This is a genomic window from Serratia sp. D1N4 (assembly GCF_054552755.1).
Genome location: NZ_CM137274.1, coordinates 3,716,421 through 3,739,994, shown reverse-complemented (window position 1 = coordinate 3,739,994; position 23,574 = coordinate 3,716,421). Strand labels below are relative to the sequence as shown.

The following is a 23,574-nucleotide window of genomic DNA, read 5'->3' as shown; positions in this document are numbered from 1 at the left end:
CCGTAGGAAGTTTATGCCAGTGTGTCGTACTGATAGCGATAACCGTCACCTTCAGCAACAAACGTCAGGCGGTGGGTGATGCATTGCGGCGCATCTTCGGCGTGGTGCGAAACAAACAGCAGTTGGGTAGCGCCTTGCTGAATCAGGACATCGATAAAGCGCCGCACCAGTTGGCGGTTCAGCGGATCCAGCCCCTGCAAGGGCTCATCAAGGATCAGCAGCGCCGGGTGCTTAACCAGCGCGCGGGCGATCAGCGCCAGCCGCTGTTGGCCCCAGGAAAGGCTATGGAATGGCGCATCACCTTGCGCCCCGCCAAGCCCGAGCAGACTCAGCCATTGGGTGGTCAGCTTTTGCTGGCGATCGGAAACCGCCTGATAGATACCGATCGAATCGAAAAAGCCAGACAGGATCACGTTACGCACGCTGGAACTGATGCGGTAATCCAGATGCAGGCTGCTGCTGACGTAACCGATATGGCGCTTGATGTCCCAGATGGTTTCACCGCTGCCGCGTCGGCGGCTGAACAGCGTCAGATCGTTGCTGTAGCCCTGTGGATGATCGCCGGTAATCAGGCTGAGCAGCGTGGATTTACCCGCACCGTTCGGGCCGACGATCTGCCAGTGCTCGCCGGGATTCACCTGCCAACTGAGCTGGTTGAGGATCGGGCGATCGTTATAGCTCACCACGCCATCGCGCAGCACGATCAACGGCTGATCGGCTGGCAGCGTGGTTTTCTGCGTCGGATCCTCGGTTTCTGGCAGCGTCAGGCCGCTGAGATTCTCGCTGTGTGCCAACTGAGCGACCAGCGCGTCGGCCATTACCTGTTTACGCGGCCCCTGGCTGGTAAGAGTACAGTCTGCCAACACGCCGACCTGCTGAATAAAATCCGGGATCTCATCAAAACGGTTGAGCACCAACACTAGCGTATAGCCTTGCTGTGAAAGTGTTCCCAACAGCGTAGCAAGCTGAGCCCGCGAGTTGACGTCCAGACCATCGAAGGGTTCATCGAGGATCAACAAGTCCGGTTGCGGCATCAGGGCTTGGCACAGCAGAGTCTTACGCGTTTCGCCGGTGGAAAGATATTTGAAGCGGCGCGAAAGCAGGGGAGTAATACCAAACTGCGCAGCCAATTGCTGGCAACGTGCCGGGTCCTGCACCTCTTCCTGAATGATTTCTGCGGTGGTACGGCCGGTGTCGTCTTCGTCGGGGCTGAGCAGGTCGGTATTGTTGCGTTGCCATTCATCGCTGACCAGCTTTTGCAATTGCTCGAACGAAATCCGTATCACGCGGTGAAAATCGCTGTGACGTTCGCCTTGCAGTAATATCAATTCATCCGCCAGCGCGCGCGCCAGAGCCGATTTACCACTGCCATTGGCACCGACAAATGCCCAACTGTCGCCGGATTTGATCTCCAGTTGATCGAGCTGCAACGTGCGGGTATCGCTTAAACGAAATGAACCTTGCGAAATGTGCAACAACGACATCATTTATTCCCTGTTCTGCAATTATTTGCTTTAGAAATAGGCGCATGGGGAAAAGATGTCAATCGACAATACTGCAACATCACGTTGCGTTTAACACAACGTGGCAACAATCACCCGATCGGCATTGAACAGGGCAAACACCGCCGAGTCTGCACTCAGCTTCAGCTGTGCCAATTCTTGATTAGCGACGGTAGCGCACAGGGTTTCGCCTCCTTTCAGCGTGACCAGTACCTCGCTGTGTTCGCTGCCAGGCTGAATGCTGGCCACCGTGCCTTCCAGCGCATTGTCGGCCAGCCCGTTCAGCGCTGGATCGGTGTTGAGTTTGACCCAAGGGGCTTTAATCAGCGCCAGCACCTCTTTCCCAGGGGCCAGAAGCAGCCGCTCGGCACTTTGCTGGGTGACGGCGGCCGTCAGGCGGGTGTGGCCATCGGCCAGCAGTAGGCTGACATGCTGCTGCACCTGCTGATGATCGCGCTCAATCACGGTACCGAAGAACTGATTGCGGGCGCTGGTTTGCAATGAGAAACGGGCGATCGCCGCCAGCAGACTGTCGAGCGGCAGGTTGTCCTGTTGCAGCACGTCGAAAGCTTTTTGCTGGATCTGGCCCAGCAGATCGTAAAGCTGGATCAGCCGCTGGCCGTAGTGCGTGACCTGCGCACCGCCGCCGCCTTTACCGCCGGTCGCACGTTCCACCACCGTCTGTTCCGCTAACTGATTCATTTCATTGATGGCATCCCAAGCGCTTTTATAGCTGATGCCCGCCAGTTTGGCCCCTTGGCTGATCGAACCGGTATGCTCAACCTGTTTAAGCAGCGCAATGCGGCGCGGATCGGCGAACAGTTTCTGCTGGAGTTTTAAGGTGAGGAGGATCTCGGCCTGCATGATAGGTTCCATCGGCGGCTAAAAGGTTATTGTCGCCGATTTGGCCAAAAGCACCAAATGAGCACGTTTCGCAGGTGCTAAATTTCTCTCAGTCTTTAAAATAACGGGGTTTTTGCATGCTTTTTGGTTTACAGTGAAACCTGCGCAGCCGTTTAAATAAGCAGTACAGTGAGGCTACTATGTTGGAATTATTGAAAAGTCTGTTGTTTGCCGTGGTCATGGTACCCATCGTGATGGCCGTTATCCTTGGCCTGATCTATGCTCTGGCAGAAGTGTTTAACGTCTTCTCCAAAATCGGCCATTCAAAAGAAAAACGCAGCTAATCCCCATCTCAAGCGCCCGCTGATGAGTTTCGGTGGGTGTTTCTCAAGCTACCTCTCGCTTTGCCGATAAACCCCATGACAAGGTTCCGTATTGCGTTATATTATTTTTTATATAACGAAATCTCAACGAGTCATTCCCGGAGAAAATAATGAAACAACAATGGTCCAAGTGGATTGGCGGTATGGCATTGGCTTCTGGTTTAGTGGCACAGGCAACGGCGGCAGAAAAAATCACCGTTTTTGCCGCCGCTTCGCTGACTAACGCGGTGCAGGAGATCGCTACCCAATATCAGCAAAGCAAAGGTGTGCAGGTCGTCTCCTCTTTTGCTTCTTCATCCACCTTGGCACGCCAGATTGAGCAGGGAGCTCCGGCGGATCTGTTTATCTCTGCCGATCAGCAGTGGATGGATTACGTTATCGATAAACAGCTGATGGTGAAAGATACCCGCTATACCCTGTTGGGCAACGAGCTGGTGCTGATCGCGGCCAAATCGGCCAAACAGAGCAAAATCGATATCAGCAAAACCACCGATTGGGCCAGGTTACTCAACGGTGGCCGTTTAGCGGTGGGCGATCCGGATCACGTCCCGGCCGGGCTTTACGCCAAGGAAGCGTTGCAGAACCTGGGGGCTTGGGCCGTGCTGGAGCCAAAACTGGCGCGTGCCAACAACGTGCGCAGCGCAATGGCGCTGGTGGAACGTGAAGAAGCGCCATTAGGGATTGTTTATGGTTCCGACGCCGTTGCCAGTGATAAAGTGAAAGTGGTTGGCCTATTCCCGGCAAGCAGCCATAAGCCGGTTGAATACCCGATGGCGATTGTCAACGATCGCCAAAACCCAAGCGTCAGCGCCTTCTACACTTATCTGCAAGGCCCGGAAGCGGCTGTTATTTTCCAACGTTATGGATTTACCACGCGTATACCCCAAGTACTTGGAGTTGCAGGTAGGCGGCAACTGAGTGAAGCCCCAGGAGCTTACTCAAGTAAGTGACTGGGGTGAGGGAAGGCGGCCAACACCCCTGCAATTTCAAGTAATAAGGGTATAAATGATCTTGAGCGAGTATGAGTGGCAGGCCGTTGCGCTAAGCCTGAAAGTCTCCAGCCTGGCGGTGATCTGCAGTTTGCCGCTGGGCATTCTGATGGCCTGGATCCTGGTGCGTTGCCATTTCCCCGGTAAATCCTTGCTGGACAGCATCATTCACCTGCCGCTGGTCCTGCCGCCGGTGGTGGTGGGCTATCTGTTGCTGATTGCCATGGGCCGACGCGGTTTTATCGGCGAATGGCTGTATGACTGGTTTGGTTTCAGCTTCAGTTTTAGCTGGCGTGGTGCGGCGCTGGCTTCGGCGGTGGTGGCTTTTCCGCTGATGGTGCGCGCCATTCGGCTAGCGCTGGAGGCGGTGGATACTCGCCTGGAACAGGCAGCCCGTACGTTGGGTGCGAATCCGTGGCGGGTGTTTTTCACCATTACGTTGCCGCTTTCGCTGCCCGGTATTATCGTTGGCGTGGTGTTGGCGTTCGCCCGTTCTTTGGGCGAATTTGGCGCAACCATCACCTTTGTTTCCAATATTCCCGGTGAAACCCGCACTATCCCATTGGCGATGTATACCCTGATAGAAACGCCTGGCGCAGAGGCTGCCGCTGCGCGCCTGTGCGTGATTGCTATCGTGCTCGCCTTGGCTGCCCTGATGGTTTCCGAATGGCTGGCCCGCTGGGGCCGCAAGCGTATGGGGCTATAGATGTTAGAACTGGATTTCTCCCAGCGGCTTGGCGATCTTAACCTCAATGTGCAGGCTAACCTGCCCGCGCAGGGGATTACCGCGATCTTCGGCCTTTCCGGTGCGGGTAAAACCTCCCTGATCAATGCCATCGGCGGCCTGACGCGTCTGCAACAGGGGCGCATTGTGCTCAACGGCCGCACGCTGGTGGATACCGACAGCGCTATCTTTCTGCCACCGGAAAAGCGCCGCGTTGGCTACGTTTTTCAGGATGCGCGCCTGTTCCCGCACTATCGCGTGCGCGGCAATCTGCAATACGGTATGGCGGCCAGTATGCGCAGCCAATTCGACAGCATTGTTGAGCTGCTGGGGATTGCGCCATTGCTTAACCGTTTGCCATTAACCCTTTCTGGTGGCGAAAAACAGCGGGTGGCCATCGGCCGGGCTTTGCTCACCGCGCCGGAACTGCTGCTGATGGATGAACCCTTGGCCTCGCTCGATCTGCCGCGCAAGCGTGAACTGTTGCCCTATCTGGAGCGGCTGGCGCAGGACGTCAATATCCCGATCCTCTACGTCAGCCACAGTATGGATGAGATCCTGCGGCTGGCGGAGCAGGTGATGGTGTTGGATAACGGTCAGGTGCGTGCATTTGGCGGGTTGGAACAGGTGTGGGCCAGCAGCGCGTTGCGCCCTTGGTTACAGCGTGAAGATCAGAGCAGCGTGCTGCGCGTCAGCGTGCTTGAACATCATCAGCACTACGCCATGACCGCGCTGGCGCTTGGCGATCAACGCCTGTGGGTAAGCGGTATTAATTCGCCCGTCGGCAGGCAATTACGCATCCGCATTAACGCCGCCGATGTTTCGCTGGTGCTGCAACCGCCGCTCAACAGCAGCATCCGTAATATCCTGCCGGCAAAAGTGGTGGAGTGTCTGGATGTTGATGGGCAGGTGGAAGTGAAGCTCGCGGTAGGGGAAAACGTTCTGTGGGCACGCATCACGCCCTGGGCGCGTGACGAATTGCTGATCAGGCCAGGGCTGTGGCTGTATGCGCAGATCAAGAGCGTGTCGATCAGCCGCGAAGGGCGCTGAATCTTTCCTCTTCCGTGAGAAGAGGGAAGCAGCTCACAGTCCAAGCACCCGCGTGCGGATCACTTCCGCGATGCCTGGTTGCAGGTGATCGGCGATCACCAGATCGGCGCGTTGTTTGATCGCATCATCGGCGTTCCCCATCGCGACACCCAACCCAGCGGCTTCCAGCATGCTCAAGTCGTTGTAGTTATCACCAAATGCCACCACCTGATCCATAGTAAAACCCTGCGATTCTACCCACTGCTGCAAGCGGTTGCCCTTGCTGTTGCCACCTTTGGCGATATCCACCTGATCGTGCCATGACCATTCGCAGGCCAGACCCAGCTCTTTTTCCACCGTGTCGGCAAAGTTGCGCAATGCTGGGATATCGCTGTGCGAGGTAGCAAACTTCCAGATCGCCTGCGCGTTGTCGGCGGCCTGAACCAGGCTGTCGACCTGCAACAGTGTCGGGCGCTGGGCCTGCGGCAAGGTTTCCGCCCACGCCAGCGAACGCGTCACATGGCCGCTGGTTTCCTGATACAGCATGGCATCATCCACATACATCAGGCCGTGGATATTGCTCTGTTTGAGCATATGTAACACCAGCTTGGCCTGATCTTTGGCCAGTGGATCGGCGGCCAGCACCTTTTTCTGCTGGAAATCGTACAGATAGGTGCCGTTGCAACAGATGGCAGGGGTATCGATTTGCAGTGCCTGATAGAAAGGATGAATGGCAACGTGGTGGCGGCCGGTGACGATCACCACCTGGATGCCAGCGGCGCGGGCTTCCGCCAGGGCAGCCAGCGACTGTGGCAAGATGCGTTTCTGGTTATCCAGCAGGGTGCCGTCTAAATCAAGGGCAATAACACGGTAGCTCATAGCGATCTCATGGTTGTAGGCAAGAAAATTAACCGAGATAATATGATTTATAGTGTAATAAAATCAAAGAATTATTTATGACTGACAAGACCTGAATATGCCTCAGACGCGTAGTCGCCTGCATCGTGAGGCGTGGCTTCGCAACATGCTGAATGATCTTGAGCCTGCTTACTTCGCCTTTATAGTGCATTGAAAGGAAGATTTGTGTATCAGCCATAAATAAACAAAAATGTTTAATTTTCCTCTTGTGCGTATAAACAAAAATGCTTACTCTGGTTTCAAGTGAAACAAACAGGAGGAGGGCGGTGAAGCAGAGTGAGTTTCGGCGGTGGCTGGAGGCTCAAGGGGTGGAGTTCAGGAACGGTACTAACCACCTAAAACTTTACTTCAAGGGTAAGCAATACTGAAGCAGCTAGGCATCCAATAATTAAACTGGCCCTTCGGGGCTGGTTGTTACTCACGAAGGTTCACCGGAAAAAATATGCGATATCCCGTAAAATTTGAAGAAGACGTAACAGGTTGGGCGGTAAGCTTTCCAGATATCCCAGAGGCACATACAGGCGGAGCGACCAGAGAAGAGGCACTCTCTGAGGCGTTAGACGCCCTGGTCACTGCGTTTGATTTCTACTTTGAGGATCGCCGCCCCGTTCCAATGCCGAGCACTGATGGTGATGATTTTGTCCAAGTACCCGCCAGCGTGGCGGCTAAGGTGCTGTTGCTTAACGAGATGCTGGCTACCGGAACGACAAACTCGGAATTGGCCCGCCGTTTGGGGACGCGACCGCAGGATGTGCAGCGGATCGTTAACCTCGGGCATATGACGAAAATCGACACGATAGAGACAGCGCTCAGAGTGCTGGGCAAGCGGTTAGAAATAACCGTTATCTAATAATCCTAACCAGAACTGGATTTTTCAGGCTCACTTCGGTGAGCCTTTACCATTTTTATCAGAAAGGCAGGCGCAGCATCATAGGTTGGTGAGTGGCGATCGCGTAATTCGCTGCTCGAAGAGCAGGTTAGTCAGAGCAGCAAGCAGCCATAAAAATAAGCGATAGTGGCATCTTGAGTTGTACTACTGAGAAGGGTTGTTATGTGACGGATGTCAGGTAAGCTAGAGCAAACCGCAAAACTGAAACCGGTTACTCTTTCTCACTTAAGGAGCGCAAATGAAGCAAATCGTTTATGTTGCCAGCCCGGAAAGCCAGCAGATCCACGTTTGGCAGTTAGACGACCAAGGGGCGCTGGCGTTGCTGCAAACGGTTGACGCACCGGGGCAGGTGCAACCGATGGCGATCCACCCGGACAGAACCCATCTGTACGTTGGCGTGCGCCCGGCGTTTGGCATTGTCAGCTACCGCATTGAGGCCGACGGTTCGTTGCAGGAGGCGGGTATGGCACCGTTGCCAGGCAGCCCGACCCATATTTCAACCGATTTGCAGGGCCGCTATCTGTTCTCCGCCTCTTACAGCGGCAACTGCGCCAGCGTCAGCCCGATTGACCGCGATGGCATCGTCACCGCCCCGATCCAGCAGATCGACGGCCTTACCGCGCCGCATTCGGCGAATATCGATCCCACCAACCAGTTGTTGCTGGTGCCGTGCTTGAAAGAAGATCGCATCCGCCTGTTCAACCTGAGCCAGGAAGGCAAACTCGCGCCACACGCTCAGGAAGCGGTACCGACTGCTGCCGGTGCAGGCCCACGCCATATGGCGTTCCATCCAAACCATCAGTTTGCCTACTGCGTGAATGAGCTGGACGGCACGGTAGACGTGTTCGCCATCAGTGAAAACGGCGGCAAATATTCATTGGTGCAAACCCTGGATATGATGCCGGCTGATTTTACCGGCACCCGTTGGGCGGCGGACATCCATATCACGCCGGATGGCCGCTTCCTGTACGCGAGCGATCGCACCGCCAGCATTCTGACCATTTTCAGCGTTTCCGCAAGCGGGGGCAGCATTGCGGTGGTAGGGCATCATGCAACGGAAGAGCAGCCGCGCGGGTTTAATATCGATCATAGCGGCCGCTTCGTGATTTCTGCTGGTCAGAAATCCGGCCATATTGAAGTGTGTGAAATCGATCAGGCCAGCGGTGTGCTGACTCAGCTTGCGCGCTATCCGGTAGGTAAAGGCCCGATGTGGGTGAGCGTGCTGGCTAAATAATAAAATCGGTGGTGGTGTTTTTAGGGGTCAATATGCGGAACCCTAAAGACTACTGACAGAGCCCGTTATTAGGGAAAGCGTGCCGAAGGGGTCGTAGCGGCGTAAGCCGCCGGTGCGCTAGGCATAGATATCTACACAAGTTGCCAATAGACAGCCCCATCACCTCCGACGGACAGAGTATCACGGCTTGCTGCGGCTTTGGTGCTTGAAATGTGCACTGAACGGTCCCCTCTCCCCGCGGGAGAGGGCTAGGGTGAGGGGCTATTCACGGCGAACTTTCATTGATTAAATATCAATTAATTCAATGGGTTTTGTTGTCCATGACAATGAGTTTCTAACGGAGTCGCTGGCAATAGATCGTGATAAAAAGGCCCCTCACCCCCGCCCTTGTATGTTTGTAGTTGATGTAAAAAGATAGATTGTACCGTGTTCTTACCCGGCGTGGCAGCACGTACCCCCAAGGGAGAAGGAGTCCCACCTTCCGTGCAAAGATGTGTAGATACCTATGGTGCGCTAGGCCCGGGTATCTCGGGCTAAAAAACCATCTCTAGAGTTCAGCATTTTTAGCTGTATATCACGGTCAGCGTGGCACTGCCCAAGCTGTGGAAGTGAATATTGAATCCCACCATGGCACCGCTCGCGCCTTCATCCACCTCAATAGTCTCTACGTCTAGCGCATGAACCGTGAACTGGTAACGATGGCTTTCGCCCTGTGGTGGTGCAGCACCGCCATAACCGGCCTTGCCAAAATCGGTACGGGTCTGCACGGCACCTGCTGGCAAACCAGCCAGGCCAGAGCCAGCACCCTGCGGCAGCTCATGCACGCTAGCCGGAATATTTGCCACAACCCAGTGCCACCAACCAGAACCGGTCGGGGCATCGGGATCGTACACCGTCACAACAAAGCTTTTGGTGCCCTGTGGTGCGCCATCCCAAGCCAGGTGTGGCGAAAGATTATCGCCGTGGTAACCCATACCGTTAAATACCTGCCGTTCCGGCATTTTTGCGCCGTCTTGCAGATCGTTACTGTACAAACGAAACGCCATAATGACTCCCAGTTGTCGAAAGTGCTGAGCGTTTAAGCTAGATCGTTTTGCCCGAACAATCCAACCCTATCATTGCGGGTTATTCTGCCGCTGCGGCAACTGCTTCCGTCAGGCGTGTGAGCTGTTCTGGCGTAATGATATAAGGCGGCATCAGGTAAATCAGTTTGCCAAAGGGGCGGATCCACACGCCGCGCTCAACAAACCCGCGCTGTAACCTAGCCACATCCACCGGTTCACGCATCTCCACCACGCCAATTGCGCCAAGCACCCGCACATCTGCCACTTTCGGCAAGGCTGCCAGTGGCAACAACTGTTGCCTGAGTTGCGACTCGATAGCCGCAACCTGCTGCTGCCAGCGGTTCTCCTCCAGCAGTGCCAGGCTGGCACTGGCTACCGCGCAGGCCAGCGGGTTACCCATAAAAGTAGGCCCATGCATAAAGCAGCCTGCCGCGCCGTTGCTGATGGTTTCGGCGACCAAACGGGTGGTCAGGGTGGCGGAAAGCGTCATATAGCCGCCGGTCAGCGCTTTGCCCAGGCAGAGAATATCCGGCACGATGCCCGCATGTTCACAGGCGAACAGCTTACCGGTGCGGCCAAAACCGGTGGCGATCTCATCGGCGATTAGCAGGATCTGGTGACGATCGCACAGTTCGCGCACCCGTTGCAGATAGGTGGGGTGATAAATCCGCATGCCACCGGCACCTTGCACAATAGGCTCCAGAATCACCGCAGCGATCTCCCCGCTGTGCTGCTCTAGCAAGGCGGCGAAGGGGGCAATATCCTGTTCATCCCAGGCTTCATCAAAGCGGCGCCGGGGCGCAGCGGCAAACAGATGCGGTGCAAGATAGCCCTGATACAGGCTGTGCATGGAGTTATCGGGATCGCACACCGACATCGCACCAAAGGTATCACCATGATAGCCGTGGCGCAGGGTCAGCACCCGCTGCCGCCGTTCCCCGCGTGCCTGCCAGTATTGCAGCGCCATCTTTAGCGCGACTTCTACCGCTACGGAACCGGAATCCGCCAGAAAGACGCATTGCAAGGCTTCTGGCGTCATGGCGATCAGTTGGCGGCACAGCGCAATGGCGGCGGGATGGGTAATGCCGCCGAACATCACGTGCGACATTTTCTCCAGTTGCTGCGTTGCTGCCTGATTCAGCTGCGGATGATTGTAGCCGTGGATGGCGGCCCACCAGGATGACATCCCATCGACCAGCAGGCGGCCATCCGCCAGTTGCAGCTCAACGCCGCGAGCAGCTTCCACCGGATAACAGGGCAGTGGATGGATCATCGAGGTGTAGGGGTGCCAGATGTGGCGTTGATCGAAGGCGAGATCGTCATCAGTGAGGGACATTGTCGTAAACCAAATTAAAACAGAATGGTTGACAGTATATCCGCAATATTTACACTGACGACACTTTTTCCTCTCTTTGGAGACGCCGTCAATGGCCGATCGCATTCACTGGACAACCGCGCAAGCCCAGGCGCTGTTTGATAAACCCCTGCTTGAACTGCTGTTCGAAGCGCAAACCGTTCACCGCCAGCATTTCGATCCACAACAGGTTCAGGTCAGCACGCTGCTGTCGATTAAAACCGGGGCCTGCCCTGAAGACTGCAAGTATTGCCCCCAAAGTTCGCGTTACAAAACGGGGCTGGAATCCGAACGGCTGATGCAGGTGGAACAGGTGTTGGAGTCTGCGCGTCAGGCCAAAGCGGCCGGTTCGACTCGTTTTTGCATGGGTGCCGCCTGGAAAAACCCGCACGAGCGCGATATGCCTTATTTGCAACAAATGGTGCAGGGGGTGAAAGCGCTGGGGATGGAAACCTGCATGACGCTGGGCATGCTGGATGGCACTCAGGCCGAGCGCCTGGCCGAGGCGGGCCTGGATTATTACAACCACAATCTGGATACCTCGCCGGAGTTTTACGGCAGCATCATCACCACCCGCACCTATCAGGAACGCTTGGACACGCTGAATAAGGTGCGCGAGGCGGGCATCAAGGTCTGTTCTGGTGGTATCGTCGGGCTGGGGGAAACGGTGAGCGATCGCGCCGGGCTGCTGGTGCAACTGGCCAACTTGCCAACGCCGCCGGAGAGCGTACCAATCAATATGCTGGTGAAAGTTAAAGGCACGCCGCTGGCCGATAACGCTGACGTTGATCCGTTTGATTTTATCCGCACCATCGCTATTGCGCGCATCATGATGCCGTCGTCCTATGTACGCCTCTCTGCGGGCCGCGAGCAGATGAGCGAGCAGACCCAGGCGATGTGTTTTATGGCCGGTGCCAACTCGATCTTCTACGGCTGTAAACTGCTGACTACCCCGAACCCAGACGAAGACAAAGATCTGCAACTGTTCCGCAAGCTGGGGCTGAACCCGCAGCAGACCGCTACCGCACATGGCGACAATCAGCAACAGCAGGTGCTGGCAGAGCAGTTACTGCATGCTGACACCGCCGAGTTCTACAACGCGGCGCTGTAATGAGCTGGCAACTACGCATTGAACAGGCTTTGGGCGAGCGGCAACGTGCCGCCGCTTACCGTCAGCGGCAGGTCAATCAGGGCGGCAATGGCCGCCATTTGCAGCTTAACGATCAACGTTATCTTAACTTTTCAGGTAATGACTATCTGGGGCTCAGCCAGCATGCGAGCGTGATCGCCGCCTGGCAGCAGGGCGCTGCGCGCTATGGCGTGGGCAGCGGCGGTTCGGGCCACGTCACTGGTTTTTGCCAGCCGCACCATGAACTGGAGCAGCAACTGGCTGAGTGGCTTGGCTACCCGCGCGCGTTGCTGTTTATCTCCGGTTATGCCGCCAATCAGGCTTTGCTGGCAGCGCTGATGCAGGCCGACGATCGCATTGTGGCGGATAAACTCAGCCATGCGTCAATTTTGGAAGCCGCCTCCCACTCACCGGCTCAGCTGCGGCGTTTTCGCCACAATCAGCCGCAGGCATTGGCGGCATTGCTGGAGAAACCCTGCGCTGGCCAGCAGTTGGCGATCACCGAAGGCGTATTCAGCATGGATGGCGACAGCGCGCCGCTGGCTGAACTGCATCGCCTGACGCAACAAGCCGGGGCTTGGCTGATGGTGGATGATGCACACGGCATCGGCGTGCGCGGTGAACAGGGGCGCGGTAGTTGCTGGCAACAAGGCGTTCGCCCAGAAATGCTGGTGGTGACCTTTGGTAAGGCGTTTGGCGTCAGCGGTGCCGCGATCCTGTGCGATGAACCGCTGGCAGAATATCTGCTGCAGTTTGCCCGCCATCTGATTTACAGCACCGCCATGCCACCGGCGCAGGCCTGCGCTTTGCAGGCAGCGTTACGCTGTATCCAGCAAGGGGACGAGTTACGCAGCCAACTGCAACGGCATATTCAGCGTTTTCGTGCTGGGGTGGCGAACTTGCCGTTAACGTTAACCGATTCAGATACCGCCATCCAACCGCTGTTGGTGGGGGATAACCAGCGTGCGCTCGACTTGGCGCAACGCCTGCGCGAGCAGGGGCTGTGGGTCAGCGCTATTCGGCCACCTACGGTGCCGCCGGGCGGCGCACGCTTGCGCATTACCCTCACGGCGGCCCATCAGCCGCAGGACATTGACCGCTTGCTGGAGGTGTTGCATGACGTTAGTGCGTGAGGTGGTGAACAAACCAGCAGTAGCTGCGGCGTTCAGCCGCGCGGCGGAAAGCTATGATGCTGCGGCGGTGTTGCAGCGTGAGGTGGGTGAACGCTTACTGGGGATGGGATTGAACCACCCCGGCCTGCAACTGTTAGATGCCGGTTGCGGCACCGGCTATTTCAGCCGCCGCTGGCGCGATTTGGGCAAACAGGTCACGGCGTTCGATCTGGCTCCGGGCATGCTGGCTTTTGCCCGCCAACGGCAGGCGGCAGATGATTATCTGCTGGGGGATATCGAGCATATCCCGCTGCCAGAGGCGGCGGTCGACATCAGTTTCAGCAGCCTGGCGGTGCAATGGTGCAGCGATCTACCGCGTGCGCTGGCGGAGCTGTACCGCGTGACGCGGCCCGGTGGCGTGATTCTGTTTTCCACGCTGGCGGCCGACTCTCTGCACGAGCTAGGGGATGCCTGGCAACAGGTAGACGGCGAACGTCATGTGAATGATTTTTTGTCCCCGTCGCAGATCGCCGCGGCCTGTGGCGATTATCGCCATCATCTGCAAGCGGTGTGGCAAACCCTTGAATACCCGGACGTGATGGCGCTAATGCGTTCACTGAAGGGAATCGGTGCCACGCACCTGCATCAGGGGCGCGAGGCGGGTTTGCTTTCCCGCCAGCGGCTGGCGGCATTGCAGGCGGCTTATCCGCGCCAGCGCGGCCAGTTTCCACTCAGTTATCATCTGATTTATGGAGTGATTTACCGTGATTAAGCGCTTTTTCATCACCGGAACCGATACCGAAGTCGGTAAAACCGTGGCCAGCATTGCGCTGTTGCAGGCCACCGCTGCCGCAGGTTTACGCTGTGCTGGTTATAAACCGGTGGCATCCGGCAGCGAGATGACGCCCGATGGCCTGCGTAATACGGATGCGCTGGCGTTGCAGAAATACAGCAGCGTGCCGTTGAGTTACGCTGAAGTAAACCCTTACACCTTCGCGGAGCCGACGTCGCCGCATATCGTCAGCCTGGCAGAAGATCGGCCGATTTCTCTGATCCGGCTTTCTGCTGGTTTACGCCATCTTGAACCGCGTGCCGACTGGCTGCTGGTAGAAGGGGCCGGGGGATGGTTTACCCCGCTTTCTGAGCTGTATACCTTTGCCGATTGGGTGCAACTGGAGCAGTTGCCGGTGATCCTGGTGGTGGGCATCAAGCTAGGTTGTATCAACCATGCGTTGCTCACGGCGCAGGCGATTCAGCAGGCGGGGCTGCCCTTGGCTGGCTGGATCGCCAACGATATCACCAAGCCCGGAAAGCGCCATCAGGAGTACCTCGCTACGCTGCGCCGTATGCTGCCAGCGCCGCTGCTGGGGGAGATCCCGCACCTGCCGCAGATAGAGCAACAGGCGCTGGGTCAGTATCTCGATCTTACCGCCTTGCAATCCGCTGGCTGAGTGACAAAAGCTTATCCAGCCAGATAGGTATTAATTAATGCCTCATCGAGCTGTGCCAAGGTGCCGTTGGCCACGTTGCGGCCTTGATCCATCAGGAAAAAGCAATCCGCCACGTGGCGCACAAACGGCAAAGTATGCTCCACCAGCAAAATGGTCATGCCTAATTCGTGGTTCAGCCTGCGGATAATATTGCTGATTTCTTTCGCCTGCGAGGAGGAGATGCCTGCTGTTGGTTCATCGAGGATCAGCAACTCCGGCTCCAGCACCAGTGCGCGGGCGATCGCCAGCTGTTGCTGCTCATCGTCACACAAGTCCCCGGCACGATACAGCAACATGGCCCGCAGATGGGGGAACAGGCTATAAATCATCGGCGGAATGCGCCGGGTTTTGTCATGCCCGGCCAGCAGCGCTATCTGAAGGTTTTCCTCCACGCTCAGTTGGGAGAAGATTTGCCGCCCTTGTGGCACGTAACTGATACCCAGTGCCGCCCGCTTTTCCATCGGCTGCTGCAACAGATTTTGCGGTGGTTCATTGGCTATTTGCCAAGTCATGCTGCCGCTGACAATCGGCAAATGCCCCATAATGCAATTAACCAGCGTAGTTTTACCCACGCCGTTGCGGCCAAGCAACGTGGTGCATTGCCCACGCGGCAGTTCAAGGCTGACATCCCACAATATATGGTTATGCCCATAATATTGATTTACTGCGCGTAAACTTAGCATTTTGCATTCTCCTCAAAGAGGCGTGTTCACTCGTGGATGGGATGAGCGACTCCGTTTTCAGGTGCAGTTGTGTGGTGTGTAAAGAATTCAGCAATTCTCAGGCCAACTTTAATGGTATAGCGCAAAACGGGCAGTGTTACCGTTTTGTTAATTGCTGCGGCTGTGCTGGCGGAGGGGGCTGTGGGCCTCGGGAAAATGCCTGTTATTAGCGCGGGAGGTTTTTGCACTTTTGTGGTGCGGCGTTGACGTGAAATGGTGCAAGTTCCGGCAGATTGTCGCAACAGGCAGCAACCTGAACGGGGAAGAGAGAAAATGAGATCTGGGCAATGACTTCTTTTAGTATTAATTGTCATAACCAAAGCCAGATTATTGTGAAAAAATAACTAAAAAATAGCCTTAGACGATATTTTAGCGAGAAAACCGTTCTTTCTGTAACTCCCGGCTCCCATGGGGTAGTGTGAGTTATCCACAATTCCTGTGGATAACCTTGTGCATTATCCCTAGAAAAGCGGCGTAAACAGAGAGCGGACGCGGGTTGTGTTCGCGTTGCCCGTATTCTCGTCTTTTTTATAAAAATAATAATTATCAATAAGTTAGTTAAAATCAAGCAAGCCAATAGCAACTTGGCGCGCTACGCGTCATTTTTGCTCTGAATACTATCGAAATGTTAATTATTGCCGGGCTCTGGGGATAAAATGGTGGTTGACAATAAAAATGTCACGGTGCTGTAACCTCCTTGGTGCGCAGATGCTTGGTTAACGCACGCTAAAGCGACAAATCCACTTGAAGCTGGTTTTATATCCAGTATTATAAGCGGTGGCGGAGATCGCTAGGGTTTTCCATACTTAGGGGCTGCTGCCAGCAGATGCTATTCTCGTCACCCGGTTGCCACTCGAATCATTCAGGGTCTATATGAGCAAAACTTTCAAACTGCATTCAGAATTCGCACCGGCCGGCGATCAGCCGGAGGCCATTCGCAAGCTGGAAATGGGGCTGGAAGATGGTTTGGCACACCAGACCTTGCTGGGGGTGACCGGATCGGGCAAGACCTTTACCATCGCTAACGTGATCGCCGATCTCAACCGGCCAACCATGGTGCTGGCACCGAACAAAACCCTGGCGGCACAGCTCTATGGCGAGATGAAAGAGTTCTTTCCCGAGAATGCGGTGGAGTATTTTGTCTCCTATTACGATTACTACCAGCCAGAAGCCTACGTCCCTAGCTCCGATACCTTTATCGAGAAAGACGCCTCGATAAACGAACACATTGAACAGATGCGCCTTTCTGCCACCAAAGCGCTGCTTGAGCGGCGTGATGTGGTAGTGGTGGCATCGGTTTCCGCGATCTACGGCCTGGGCGATCCCGATCTATACCTGAAGATGATGCTGCACCTGACCAAAGGGATGATCATCGATCAGCGCTCGATCCTGCGCCGCCTGGCTGAGCTGCAATATACCCGCAACGATCAGGCGTTCCAGCGTGCCACTTTCCGCGTGCGCGGTGAAGTGATCGACATCTTCCCGGCGGAATCAGACGAACTGGCGCTGCGCGTCGAACTGTTTGACGAAGAGGTGGAACGCCTGTCGCTGTTTGATCCGCTCACCGGCCAGATTGAGCAGGTGGTGCCCCGTTTCACCATCTACCCTAAATCCCACTACGTCACACCACGGGAACGTATCCTGCAGGCGATGGAGGAGATCAAGGTGGAACTGGAACAGCGGCGCAAGGTGTTGCTGGCGAACAATAAGCTGCTGGAAGAGCAACGCTTGGCGCAGCGTACCCAGTTTGATCTGGAGATGATGAACGAACTGGGTTATTGCTCGGGCATCGAAAACTACTCGCGCTACCTCTCCGGGCGCGGCGAGGGCGAGCCGCCGCCGACGCTGTTCGACTATCTGCCCGCCGATGGCCTGCTGGTGGTAGACGAATCGCACGTCACTATTCCGCAGATTGGCGGGATGTTCAAAGGCGACCGTTCACGCAAAGAAACGCTGGTGGAATACGGTTTTCGTCTGCCTTCGGCGCTGGATAACCGGCCAATGCGCTTTGAAGAGTTTGAAGCGCTGGCCCCGCAAACCATCTATGTCTCCGCTACGCCGGGTAAATATGAGCTGGAAAAATCCGGTGGCGATATTATCGATCAGGTGGTGCGCCCAACCGGCCTGTTGGATCCGGTGGTGGAAGTCCGCCCGGTGACGACCCAGGTTGACGACCTGCTTTCCGAGATCCGCAAGCGCGTGGCGATCAACGAACGCGTGCTGGTGACTACGCTGACCAAACGCATGGCGGAAGACCTGACGGAATACCTGGAGGAACACGGCGAGCGGGTGCGTTATCTGCACTCGGATATCGACACCGTAGAACGGGTCGAAATCATCCGTGATTTACGCCTTGGCGAGTTCGACGTGCTGGTGGGGATCAACCTGCTGCGGGAAGGGTTGGACATGCCTGAGGTGTCGCTGGTGGCGATCCTGGACGCCGATAAAGAGGGCTTCCTGCGTTCAGAGCGCTCGCTGATCCAGACCATTGGCCGTGCGGCGCGTAACCTCAACGGCAAGGCGATTCTGTACGGCGACAGAATTACCGATTCCATGGCCAAGGCGATAGGTGAAACCGAACGCCGCCGCGCCAAGCAGCAGGCGCATAACGAAGCCAACGGCATTGTCCCTAAAGGCCTGAACAAGAAAGTGGCCGATATTATGCAACTGGGGAACCCGAGTTCGCGTAGCAAGCACAAAGGCAGAGGCAAGGCGGCAGAAAGCGCGGCGCAGTACAAACACCTCACGCCAAAAGCGTTGGATCAGAAAATCCGCGAGTTGGAAGGCCAAATGTATTCCCATGCCCAAAATCTGGAGTTCGAGCAGGCCGCCGCCGTACGCGACGAAATTCATCAACTGCGCGAGCAGTTTATTGCGATTTCATAACTGCGCTAACAAGGAAGGCGAAGGGTATAAACTCCTTGCCGCGTGGGCGTTTGCTGATTAAGGTATGCGCCCCAATTATTGATATGAGTTGCCGAGCATGACTGCACATCCATCAAAAGATCCGCTACACGGTATTACGCTGGAACAATTACTGAACAAGTTGGTGGAACAGTATGGCTGGAGCGGGCTGGCTGAACGCATCCGTATCAACTGTTTCAGCAGCGATCCGAGCATCAAGTCCAGCCTGAAGTTTTTGCGCCGCACGCCATGGGCGCGCAAGCAGGTGGAAGATCTCTATATCGACACCGTCAGCGATAACCCGTGGCACCGCGGCAAGGACTGATCTAAGTACGGGTAGCCAGTTGCACCAGTGCCTGATCCAGCGCCAGACGCAGTAACTGGCGATCGTGGCGGTAAGGGATATCGGCGGCTTCCAGCGGTTGTTTTACCACGATGCGATCGTGCATTTCGTCCGTGTTGATATGCGGGCCAACCACCACCGCATCAATCATTTTCCGGCCGATTCTCTCTTCCATCAGTTCCAGCTTTTGTTTGAGCGTCAGTGCTGCGGCAGCAACGCTCAGCTCACGCCCCAGGTTACCGATATAGATCATGCTGGCACTGCTGCGGCGCAGGGCTTGAGTCAGATCATCAAGCAGTAGCAGCGGCATCAGGCTGGTGAGGAAACTGCCTGGCCCAATCAGGATCAGTTCAGCTTGCGCAATGGCATCCACTGCTTCACGCGTGGTACGGACATTCGGGTAAAGCATCAGCTCTTGCGGCATAGTTGCCAGTTGGTCGATATTCACTTCGCCGTAAATCTGATTGCCTTCATGATCGTGCGCTTCCAGGTCCACCGGCTGTTCCGACATCGGGATCAGCGCCGCCTCGACTTTCAGCAGGTTGCGTACCAGATTGATCGCCTCCAACGGGCGCACGCTGAGGTGATCCAGCGCTTTCAGCATCAGATTGCCCAGATTATGCCCGGCCAGTTCACCATTACCGCTAAAACGGTATTCAAACATCGCAGAAGCTACGCTGGGCTCGGTAATCAGCTGATTCAGGCAATTACGCGTATCACCCCAGGCGATACCTCCTTCGGAACGGCGGATGCGGCCAGTAGAACCACCGTTATCGGTTGTGGTGATAATACCGGTTAAACGGGATCCTAAAGACGACAGAGACGACATCACGCGGCCAAGACCATGACCACCACCTAATGCCACCACCCGATCGAGATCGGCGAGGGTTCGATTACGCATAAAATTCCTTAATACACTGGGCGTTAACTGCCTGCATAAAGTAGCGGATTTAACGAGAAAACGCGAAAAAGAGTGTGGTTTGCGTGATTCTGGTCAATTCGCCTACGTAATAGGTGTTTACTATGGTTAACCAGATTTGGATCCGTAAAATCGCTGTATATAAAATTATATAGCGTAATTGCGCGTTGGCTATCGCATTTGTTTCGCGCTAGAATTCTGCTGAAAACCACGGTTTCATTCGGGTTACCTCAGGTAATCGGGATTGAAATCCAAACTCCTAGCCTTTGTGCCTACGTTGTTCTAGGGAACGATAGGGTGCCTAGGCCGTGGCGAAGTCAGCCACCAGGGTGCAGAGTGGAAACGCTCGCATCTCCCGTATTTGGAAGGTGTTATGGTACCGCAACTCATTGATGCTTTTGAGCGCAAGTTCTATTACTTGCGCCTGTCGATCACCGACGTGTGTAACTTTCGTTGCACCTATTGTCTGCCGGATGGCTACAAACCGAACGGCAGCCCCAAGACCTTTCTTTCGTTGGACGAAATCCGCCGCGTCAGCCGCGCGTTTGCCGAACTGGGTACTGAAAAAGTACGCCTGACCGGCGGCGAGCCCTCGTTGCGCCGTGATTTTACCGAGATCGTCGCCGCCGTGCGCGAAAACCCGGCGATCCGCACGCTGGCGGTGACCACCAATGGTTACCGCTTGGCGCGTGACGTGGCCCGCTGGCGCGATGCTGGCCTCACGGCGATTAACGTCAGCGTCGACAGCCTCGATCCACGCCAGTTTCACGCCATCACCGGGCAGGACAAATTTCGTCAGGTGATGGCAGGCATCGACGCTGCTTTTGCTGCCGGTTACCGCAAGGTCAAAGTCAACGTGGTGCTGATGCGTGACGTTAACCACCAGCAACTGGTCAGTTTTCTTCATTGGATCAAGGATCGCCCGATCCAACTGCGTTTTATTGAACTGATGGAAACCGGCGAAGGCAGTGAACTGTTCCGCAAGCACCATGTTTCCGGCAACGTGATCCGCCAGCAACTGGAACAACAGGGTTGGCAACGTTTGGCGCGTGGCTACAGCGATGGCCCGGCGCAGGTGTTCAGCCACCCGGACTATCAGGGTGAGATTGGGCTGATCATGCCTTACGAGAAGGATTTCTGTGCCAGCTGCAACCGGCTGCGGGTTTCCGCCATTGGCAATCTGCACCTGTGCCTGTTTGGTGAACAGGGTATTACCCTGCGCGATCTGCTGGCGGATGACGCTCAGCTCGAAGAGCTGAAAATGCGTATTCAGGGCGGATTGCGCAGCAAAAAGCAGACGCATTTCTTGCACCAGGGTAATAGTGGCATCACGCAGAACTTATCGTTTATCGGCGGCTGATACTAACCAAGTTCCCTCTCCCTGGGGGAGAGGGTTAGGGTGAGAGGCGATGCGCCGATCCCTTTGTCAGGCTACGGCTTGAAACCTAGTGGGTATCCATAATAGGGGAGCATATTTAGCTATGAGCCAGACCAGCAGTGAATTTATTCCGGCAAAGATTGCCATTCTGACCGTCTCGGACAGCCGCGGCGAAGCGGAAGATACCTCCGGCCAATATTTGCAGGCAGCGGCACAAGAAGCCGGGCATCAGGTGGTGGCACGCGCCATCGTTAAAGACAATATTTACCAGATCCGTGCGCAGGTTTCCGCGTGGATTGCCAGCGATAGCGTGCAGGCGGTGTTAATCAACGGTGGCACCGGCTTTACCGCCGGTGATAACACGCCCGAAGCCTTATTACCGCTGTTTGACCGTGAAGTGGAAGGGTTTGGCGAACTGTTCCGCATGGTGTCGTTTGAAGAGATTGGCACCGCGACCATACAGTCGCGCGCTCTGGCCGGTATCGCCAATCGGACGGTGATCTTCGCTATGCCGGGCTCCACCCGCGCTTGCCGTACCGCTTGGGAACGCATTATTGAAGAGCAGTTGGATGCGCGCCATCGTCCGTGCAACTTCCTGCCCCATGTGAAGAAATAATTTATGACACAGTTAACCCATATCAATGCCGCAGGCGAAGCCCATATGGTGGATGTTTCGGCTAAGGCTGAAACGGTACGTGAAGCACGTGCCGAGGCCTTTGTTGAAATGCACGCCACGACGCTGGCGATGATTATCGACGGCAGCCATCACAAAGGGGACGTGTTTGCTACCGCGCGCATTGCCGGTATTCAGGCGGCGAAACGCACTTGGGAACTGATCCCGCTGTGCCACCCGTTGATGCTGAGCAAAGTGGAAGTGCAGCTTGAGGCACAACCGCAGCATAACCGCGTGCGTATCGAAACCTGCTGCCGCCTGACCGGCAAAACCGGGGTGGAAATGGAAGCGCTGACCGCCGCTTCGGTGGCGGCGCTCACCATTTACGATATGTGCAAAGCGGTGCAGAAGGACATGGTGATCGGCCCGGTGCGGCTGTTGGCGAAAAGCGGTGGCAAGTCCGGTGATTTCAAGGTGGAATTATGATCAATATTCTGTTCTTTGCGCAGGTGCGTGAACTGGTGGGTACCAGTTCGCTGAGCGTGCCAGCGCAATACCTTACGGTAGAAGAACTGCGTAAAGCGCTGTGTGAGCGCGGCGACCGTTGGGCGCTGGCGCTGGAGCCCGGCAAGCTGCTGACGGCGGTTAACCAATCGCTGGTGGCGAGCGAGCATCCGCTGCGTGCCGGTGATGAAGTGGCCTTCTTCCCGCCGGTCACCGGGGGTTAAGCGTGGAAAATACCCGTATCCGCGTCGGCGCTGCCCCGTTCAGCGTTGGCGAAGAGTATCAATGGCTGGCGCAGTGTGACGACGATGGCGCAGTAGTCACCTTCACCGGCAAAGTGCGTAACCATAATCTGGGGGATGGCGTCAGCGCCTTGTCGCTGGAGCACTATCCCGGTATGACCGAAAAAGCGCTGGCAGAGATTGTGGCCGAAGCGCGTGCCCGTTGGCCGTTGCAGCGGGTTACGGTGATCCACCGCGTCGGCGATCTGTTCCCTGGCGATGAGATTGTGTTTGTCGGCGTGACCAGCGGGCACCGCAGCCAAGCGTTCGACGCCGCGCAGTTCATTATGGATTACCTGAAAACCCGCGCACCTTTCTGGAAGCGTGAAGCTACCGAGCAAGGGGAACGCTGGGTCGAAGCCCGCGATACCGATCGGCAGGCGGCAAAACGCTGGTAAATCGCGCATCAACAGCGGAAATAAATCAATACCTTTGCCGGTTCCGCGTGACGTTTTCTGTGATACGCTTATTACTGGCAGGGGTGTTCCCCCAAAACTTAGTTCACATGTAAAAGGTAACCGTCATGGACCGATATCCACGTAATGGTTCGATCGTCGAGCGTGCCAACAGCGGCATTCAGGCTTATATGGCGCAGGTTTATGGCTGGATGACCTGTGGTTTGCTGTTGACCGCTTTTGTGGCCTGGTATGCTTCACAAAGTGAAGCGATCATGTCTTTTATTTTCTCCAGCAATATTACGTTCTTTGGCCTGATTATTGCCCAGTTAGGGTTGGTGTTTGTGATTTCCGGCATGGTGAACCGCCTTAGCGGCACGGTGGCCACCGGGCTGTTCATGCTCTATTCGGCGTTAACCGGGCTCACTCTATCCAGTATCCTGTTGGTTTATACTGGCGCGTCGATCGCCAGCACTTTCGTGGTCACCGCCGGGATGTTCGGTGCTATGAGCCTGTACGGTTACACCACCAAGCGCGATCTGAGCGGCCTTGGCAGCATGCTGTTTATGGGGCTGATCGGCATTGTGCTGGCTTCGCTGGTGAACATCTGGCTGAAAAGCCCGGCGCTGACCTGGGCGATTACCTACATCGGTGTGGTGGTGTTTGTCGGTTTGACGGCGTATGACACGCAAAAACTGAAAGCCCTGGGCGAGCAGTTGAATGCCGACGACCGAGACGGCTTCCGCAAATACGCCATCGTAGGCGCGCTGACGCTGTATCTTGACTTCATCAACCTGTTCCTGATGCTGTTGCGCATTCTGGGCAACCGCCGCTAAATACCCGTCGTCTTTCAAG

24 protein-coding genes, 2 pseudogenes and 1 riboswitch are annotated in these 23,574 nt (G+C 55.9%); of the genes and pseudogenes, 19 read left to right on the top strand and 7 right to left on the bottom strand.

The features are described from left to right. Nucleotides 1-11 precede the first annotated feature (11 nt). Nucleotides 12-1,484: a molybdate ABC transporter ATP-binding protein ModF gene (modF, locus tag ACX1CU_RS16700; RefSeq protein ID WP_459402841.1), complete on the bottom strand. Its 1,473-nt coding sequence runs from the start codon at nucleotides 1,482-1,484 to the stop codon at nucleotides 12-14. A 90-nt stretch (nucleotides 1,485-1,574) separates the two neighbouring features. Beyond that, nucleotides 1,575-2,366, bottom strand: coding sequence for a molybdenum-dependent transcriptional regulator (modE, locus tag ACX1CU_RS16695; RefSeq protein ID WP_459399390.1), 792 nt, complete (start codon nucleotides 2,364-2,366; stop codon nucleotides 1,575-1,577). 179 nt (nucleotides 2,367-2,545) lie between these two features. On the opposite strand from modE, the gene ACX1CU_RS16690 reads away from it, so the two are divergent. The 4 genes and pseudogenes from ACX1CU_RS16690 (at nucleotide 2,546) to modC (ending at nucleotide 5,491) form a co-directional block, all read left to right on the top strand. Next, nucleotides 2,546-2,689: an AcrZ family multidrug efflux pump-associated protein gene (locus tag ACX1CU_RS16690; protein ID WP_459399389.1), complete on the top strand. Its 144-nt coding sequence runs from the start codon at nucleotides 2,546-2,548 to the stop codon at nucleotides 2,687-2,689. Nucleotides 2,690-2,838: 149 nt separating this feature from the next. Further along, nucleotides 2,839-3,606, top strand: a pseudogene (gene modA / locus ACX1CU_RS16685) (molybdate ABC transporter substrate-binding protein); the annotation flags it as partial. Between the two features lie 127 nt (nucleotides 3,607-3,733). After that, nucleotides 3,734-4,423 (top strand): molybdate ABC transporter permease subunit, encoded by a 690-nt coding sequence (gene modB, locus ACX1CU_RS16680; RefSeq protein WP_459399388.1) that lies wholly within the window; start codon nucleotides 3,734-3,736, stop codon nucleotides 4,421-4,423. After that, nucleotides 4,424-5,491, top strand: a complete 1,068-nt coding sequence (gene modC / locus ACX1CU_RS16675) for a molybdenum ABC transporter ATP-binding protein ModC (protein WP_459399387.1) — start codon at nucleotides 4,424-4,426, stop codon at nucleotides 5,489-5,491. Nucleotides 5,492-5,524: 33 nt separating this feature from the next. Here modC and ACX1CU_RS16670 read toward each other — a convergent pair whose 3' ends face one another. Beyond that, the gene (locus ACX1CU_RS16670) at nucleotides 5,525-6,349 is read right to left on the bottom strand and encodes a pyridoxal phosphatase (protein WP_459399386.1); all 825 of its coding nucleotides are present in this window, start codon (nucleotides 6,347-6,349) and stop codon (nucleotides 5,525-5,527) included. A 305-nt stretch (nucleotides 6,350-6,654) separates the two neighbouring features. On the opposite strand from ACX1CU_RS16670, the pseudogene ACX1CU_RS16665 reads away from it, so the two are divergent. From ACX1CU_RS16665 to pgl, 3 genes and pseudogenes are all read left to right on the top strand, one after another. Then, nucleotides 6,655-6,750: pseudogene (locus ACX1CU_RS16665) on the top strand (mRNA interferase); the annotation flags it as partial. A gap of 80 nt (nucleotides 6,751-6,830) precedes the next feature. Continuing rightward, the gene (locus ACX1CU_RS16660) at nucleotides 6,831-7,238 is read left to right on the top strand and encodes a type II toxin-antitoxin system HicB family antitoxin (RefSeq protein WP_459399385.1); all 408 of its coding nucleotides are present in this window, start codon (nucleotides 6,831-6,833) and stop codon (nucleotides 7,236-7,238) included. A 277-nt stretch (nucleotides 7,239-7,515) separates the two neighbouring features. After that, on the top strand, nucleotides 7,516-8,511 hold the full coding sequence (gene pgl, locus ACX1CU_RS16655; protein ID WP_459399384.1) for a 6-phosphogluconolactonase: 996 nt from the start codon (nucleotides 7,516-7,518) through the stop codon (nucleotides 8,509-8,511). A gap of 563 nt (nucleotides 8,512-9,074) precedes the next feature. On the opposite strand, the gene ACX1CU_RS16650 is transcribed toward pgl, so the two are convergent. Next, nucleotides 9,075-9,557: a kinase inhibitor gene (locus ACX1CU_RS16650; protein WP_459399383.1), complete on the bottom strand. Its 483-nt coding sequence runs from the start codon at nucleotides 9,555-9,557 to the stop codon at nucleotides 9,075-9,077. 79 nt (nucleotides 9,558-9,636) lie between these two features. After that, nucleotides 9,637-10,911, bottom strand: coding sequence for an adenosylmethionine--8-amino-7-oxononanoate transaminase (gene bioA, locus ACX1CU_RS16645; protein ID WP_459399382.1), 1,275 nt, complete (start codon nucleotides 10,909-10,911; stop codon nucleotides 9,637-9,639). A gap of 91 nt (nucleotides 10,912-11,002) precedes the next feature. On the opposite strand from bioA, the gene bioB reads away from it, so the two are divergent. The 4 genes from bioB to bioD are packed head-to-tail and all read left to right on the top strand — an operon-like array spanning nucleotide 11,003 to nucleotide 14,621. Further along, entirely contained in the window at nucleotides 11,003-12,040 is a 1,038-nt protein-coding gene (gene bioB, locus ACX1CU_RS16640; protein ID WP_459399381.1) for a biotin synthase BioB, read from the top strand. Next, nucleotides 12,040-13,191, top strand: a complete 1,152-nt coding sequence (bioF, locus tag ACX1CU_RS16635; RefSeq protein WP_459399380.1) for an 8-amino-7-oxononanoate synthase — start codon at nucleotides 12,040-12,042, stop codon at nucleotides 13,189-13,191. The genes bioB and bioF overlap by 1 nt, the downstream gene beginning before the upstream one ends. Then, nucleotides 13,175-13,942, top strand: a complete 768-nt coding sequence (bioC, locus tag ACX1CU_RS16630; protein WP_459399379.1) for a malonyl-ACP O-methyltransferase BioC — start codon at nucleotides 13,175-13,177, stop codon at nucleotides 13,940-13,942. Before bioF ends, bioC begins: the two co-directional genes overlap by 17 nt. Next, nucleotides 13,935-14,621, top strand: a complete 687-nt coding sequence (gene bioD, locus ACX1CU_RS16625) for a dethiobiotin synthase (RefSeq protein ID WP_459399378.1) — start codon at nucleotides 13,935-13,937, stop codon at nucleotides 14,619-14,621. Before bioC ends, bioD begins: the two co-directional genes overlap by 8 nt. A gap of 11 nt (nucleotides 14,622-14,632) precedes the next feature. On the opposite strand, the gene ACX1CU_RS16620 is transcribed toward bioD, so the two are convergent. Next, the gene (locus tag ACX1CU_RS16620) at nucleotides 14,633-15,343 is read right to left on the bottom strand and encodes an ATP-binding cassette domain-containing protein (protein ID WP_459399377.1); all 711 of its coding nucleotides are present in this window, start codon (nucleotides 15,341-15,343) and stop codon (nucleotides 14,633-14,635) included. Nucleotides 15,344-16,255: 912 nt separating this feature from the next. Here ACX1CU_RS16620 and uvrB point away from each other — a divergent pair. After that, nucleotides 16,256-18,268: an excinuclease ABC subunit UvrB gene (gene uvrB, locus ACX1CU_RS16615; protein ID WP_459399376.1), complete on the top strand. Its 2,013-nt coding sequence runs from the start codon at nucleotides 16,256-16,258 to the stop codon at nucleotides 18,266-18,268. 97 nt (nucleotides 18,269-18,365) lie between these two features. Continuing rightward, nucleotides 18,366-18,611, top strand: coding sequence for a VF530 family protein (locus tag ACX1CU_RS16610; protein ID WP_459399375.1), 246 nt, complete (start codon nucleotides 18,366-18,368; stop codon nucleotides 18,609-18,611). 1 nt (nucleotide 18,612) lies between these two features. On the opposite strand, the gene ACX1CU_RS16605 is transcribed toward ACX1CU_RS16610, so the two are convergent. Beyond that, nucleotides 18,613-19,530: a gluconeogenesis factor YvcK family protein gene (locus ACX1CU_RS16605; RefSeq protein WP_459399374.1), complete on the bottom strand. Its 918-nt coding sequence runs from the start codon at nucleotides 19,528-19,530 to the stop codon at nucleotides 18,613-18,615. A 262-nt stretch (nucleotides 19,531-19,792) separates the two neighbouring features. After that, nucleotides 19,793-19,935, top strand: a riboswitch (molybdenum cofactor riboswitch). Here ACX1CU_RS16605 and moaA point away from each other — a divergent pair. The 6 genes from moaA (at nucleotide 19,922) to ACX1CU_RS16575 (ending at nucleotide 23,555) form a co-directional block, all read left to right on the top strand. After that, nucleotides 19,922-20,908 (top strand): GTP 3',8-cyclase MoaA, encoded by a 987-nt coding sequence (gene moaA / locus ACX1CU_RS16600; protein ID WP_459399373.1) that lies wholly within the window; start codon nucleotides 19,922-19,924, stop codon nucleotides 20,906-20,908. (Overlaps the previous riboswitch by 14 nt.) 121 nt (nucleotides 20,909-21,029) lie before the next feature. Beyond that, on the top strand, nucleotides 21,030-21,542 hold the full coding sequence (gene moaB / locus ACX1CU_RS16595) for a molybdenum cofactor biosynthesis protein B (RefSeq protein WP_459399372.1): 513 nt from the start codon (nucleotides 21,030-21,032) through the stop codon (nucleotides 21,540-21,542). A 3-nt stretch (nucleotides 21,543-21,545) separates the two neighbouring features. Next, complete coding sequence (moaC, locus tag ACX1CU_RS16590) at nucleotides 21,546-22,025, top strand: cyclic pyranopterin monophosphate synthase MoaC (RefSeq protein ID WP_459399371.1); 480 nt, start codon at nucleotides 21,546-21,548, stop codon at nucleotides 22,023-22,025. Beyond that, nucleotides 22,022-22,267, top strand: a complete 246-nt coding sequence (gene moaD / locus ACX1CU_RS16585; protein ID WP_459399370.1) for a molybdopterin synthase sulfur carrier subunit — start codon at nucleotides 22,022-22,024, stop codon at nucleotides 22,265-22,267. The genes moaC and moaD overlap by 4 nt, the downstream gene beginning before the upstream one ends. A gap of 2 nt (nucleotides 22,268-22,269) precedes the next feature. Further along, entirely contained in the window at nucleotides 22,270-22,722 is a 453-nt protein-coding gene (gene moaE / locus ACX1CU_RS16580) for a molybdopterin synthase catalytic subunit MoaE (protein ID WP_459399369.1), read from the top strand. 125 nt (nucleotides 22,723-22,847) lie between these two features. Beyond that, nucleotides 22,848-23,555: a Bax inhibitor-1/YccA family protein gene (locus ACX1CU_RS16575; RefSeq protein ID WP_459399368.1), complete on the top strand. Its 708-nt coding sequence runs from the start codon at nucleotides 22,848-22,850 to the stop codon at nucleotides 23,553-23,555. Nucleotides 23,556-23,574 lie beyond the last annotated feature (19 nt).

What these genes read in the sequence shown, in the direction of transcription:
- modF (WP_459402841.1), bottom strand. Translation starts at nt 1,484, where the DNA reads ATGTCGTTGTTGCACATTTCGCAAGGTTCATTTCGTTTAAGCGATACC.
- modE (WP_459399390.1), bottom strand. Translation starts at nt 2,366, where the DNA reads ATGCAGGCCGAGATCCTCCTCACCTTAAAACTCCAGCAGAAACTGTTC.
- ACX1CU_RS16690 (WP_459399389.1), top strand. Translation starts at nt 2,546, where the DNA reads ATGTTGGAATTATTGAAAAGTCTGTTGTTTGCCGTGGTCATGGTACCC.
- modB (WP_459399388.1), top strand. Translation starts at nt 3,734, where the DNA reads ATGATCTTGAGCGAGTATGAGTGGCAGGCCGTTGCGCTAAGCCTGAAA.
- modC (WP_459399387.1), top strand. Translation starts at nt 4,424, where the DNA reads ATGTTAGAACTGGATTTCTCCCAGCGGCTTGGCGATCTTAACCTCAAT.
- ACX1CU_RS16670 (WP_459399386.1), bottom strand. Translation starts at nt 6,349, where the DNA reads ATGAGCTACCGTGTTATTGCCCTTGATTTAGACGGCACCCTGCTGGAT.
- ACX1CU_RS16660 (WP_459399385.1), top strand. Translation starts at nt 6,831, where the DNA reads ATGCGATATCCCGTAAAATTTGAAGAAGACGTAACAGGTTGGGCGGTA.
- pgl (WP_459399384.1), top strand. Translation starts at nt 7,516, where the DNA reads ATGAAGCAAATCGTTTATGTTGCCAGCCCGGAAAGCCAGCAGATCCAC.
- ACX1CU_RS16650 (WP_459399383.1), bottom strand. Translation starts at nt 9,557, where the DNA reads ATGGCGTTTCGTTTGTACAGTAACGATCTGCAAGACGGCGCAAAAATG.
- bioA (WP_459399382.1), bottom strand. Translation starts at nt 10,911, where the DNA reads ATGTCCCTCACTGATGACGATCTCGCCTTCGATCAACGCCACATCTGG.
- bioB (WP_459399381.1), top strand. Translation starts at nt 11,003, where the DNA reads ATGGCCGATCGCATTCACTGGACAACCGCGCAAGCCCAGGCGCTGTTT.
- bioF (WP_459399380.1), top strand. Translation starts at nt 12,040, where the DNA reads ATGAGCTGGCAACTACGCATTGAACAGGCTTTGGGCGAGCGGCAACGT.
- bioC (WP_459399379.1), top strand. Translation starts at nt 13,175, where the DNA reads ATGACGTTAGTGCGTGAGGTGGTGAACAAACCAGCAGTAGCTGCGGCG.
- ACX1CU_RS16620 (WP_459399377.1), bottom strand. Translation starts at nt 15,343, where the DNA reads ATGCTAAGTTTACGCGCAGTAAATCAATATTATGGGCATAACCATATA.
- uvrB (WP_459399376.1), top strand. Translation starts at nt 16,256, where the DNA reads ATGAGCAAAACTTTCAAACTGCATTCAGAATTCGCACCGGCCGGCGAT.
- ACX1CU_RS16610 (WP_459399375.1), top strand. Translation starts at nt 18,366, where the DNA reads ATGACTGCACATCCATCAAAAGATCCGCTACACGGTATTACGCTGGAA.
- ACX1CU_RS16605 (WP_459399374.1), bottom strand. Translation starts at nt 19,530, where the DNA reads ATGCGTAATCGAACCCTCGCCGATCTCGATCGGGTGGTGGCATTAGGT.
- moaA (WP_459399373.1), top strand. Translation starts at nt 19,922, where the DNA reads ATGGTACCGCAACTCATTGATGCTTTTGAGCGCAAGTTCTATTACTTG.
- moaB (WP_459399372.1), top strand. Translation starts at nt 21,030, where the DNA reads ATGAGCCAGACCAGCAGTGAATTTATTCCGGCAAAGATTGCCATTCTG.
- moaC (WP_459399371.1), top strand. Translation starts at nt 21,546, where the DNA reads ATGACACAGTTAACCCATATCAATGCCGCAGGCGAAGCCCATATGGTG.
- moaD (WP_459399370.1), top strand. Translation starts at nt 22,022, where the DNA reads ATGATCAATATTCTGTTCTTTGCGCAGGTGCGTGAACTGGTGGGTACC.
- ACX1CU_RS16575 (WP_459399368.1), top strand. Translation starts at nt 22,848, where the DNA reads ATGGACCGATATCCACGTAATGGTTCGATCGTCGAGCGTGCCAACAGC.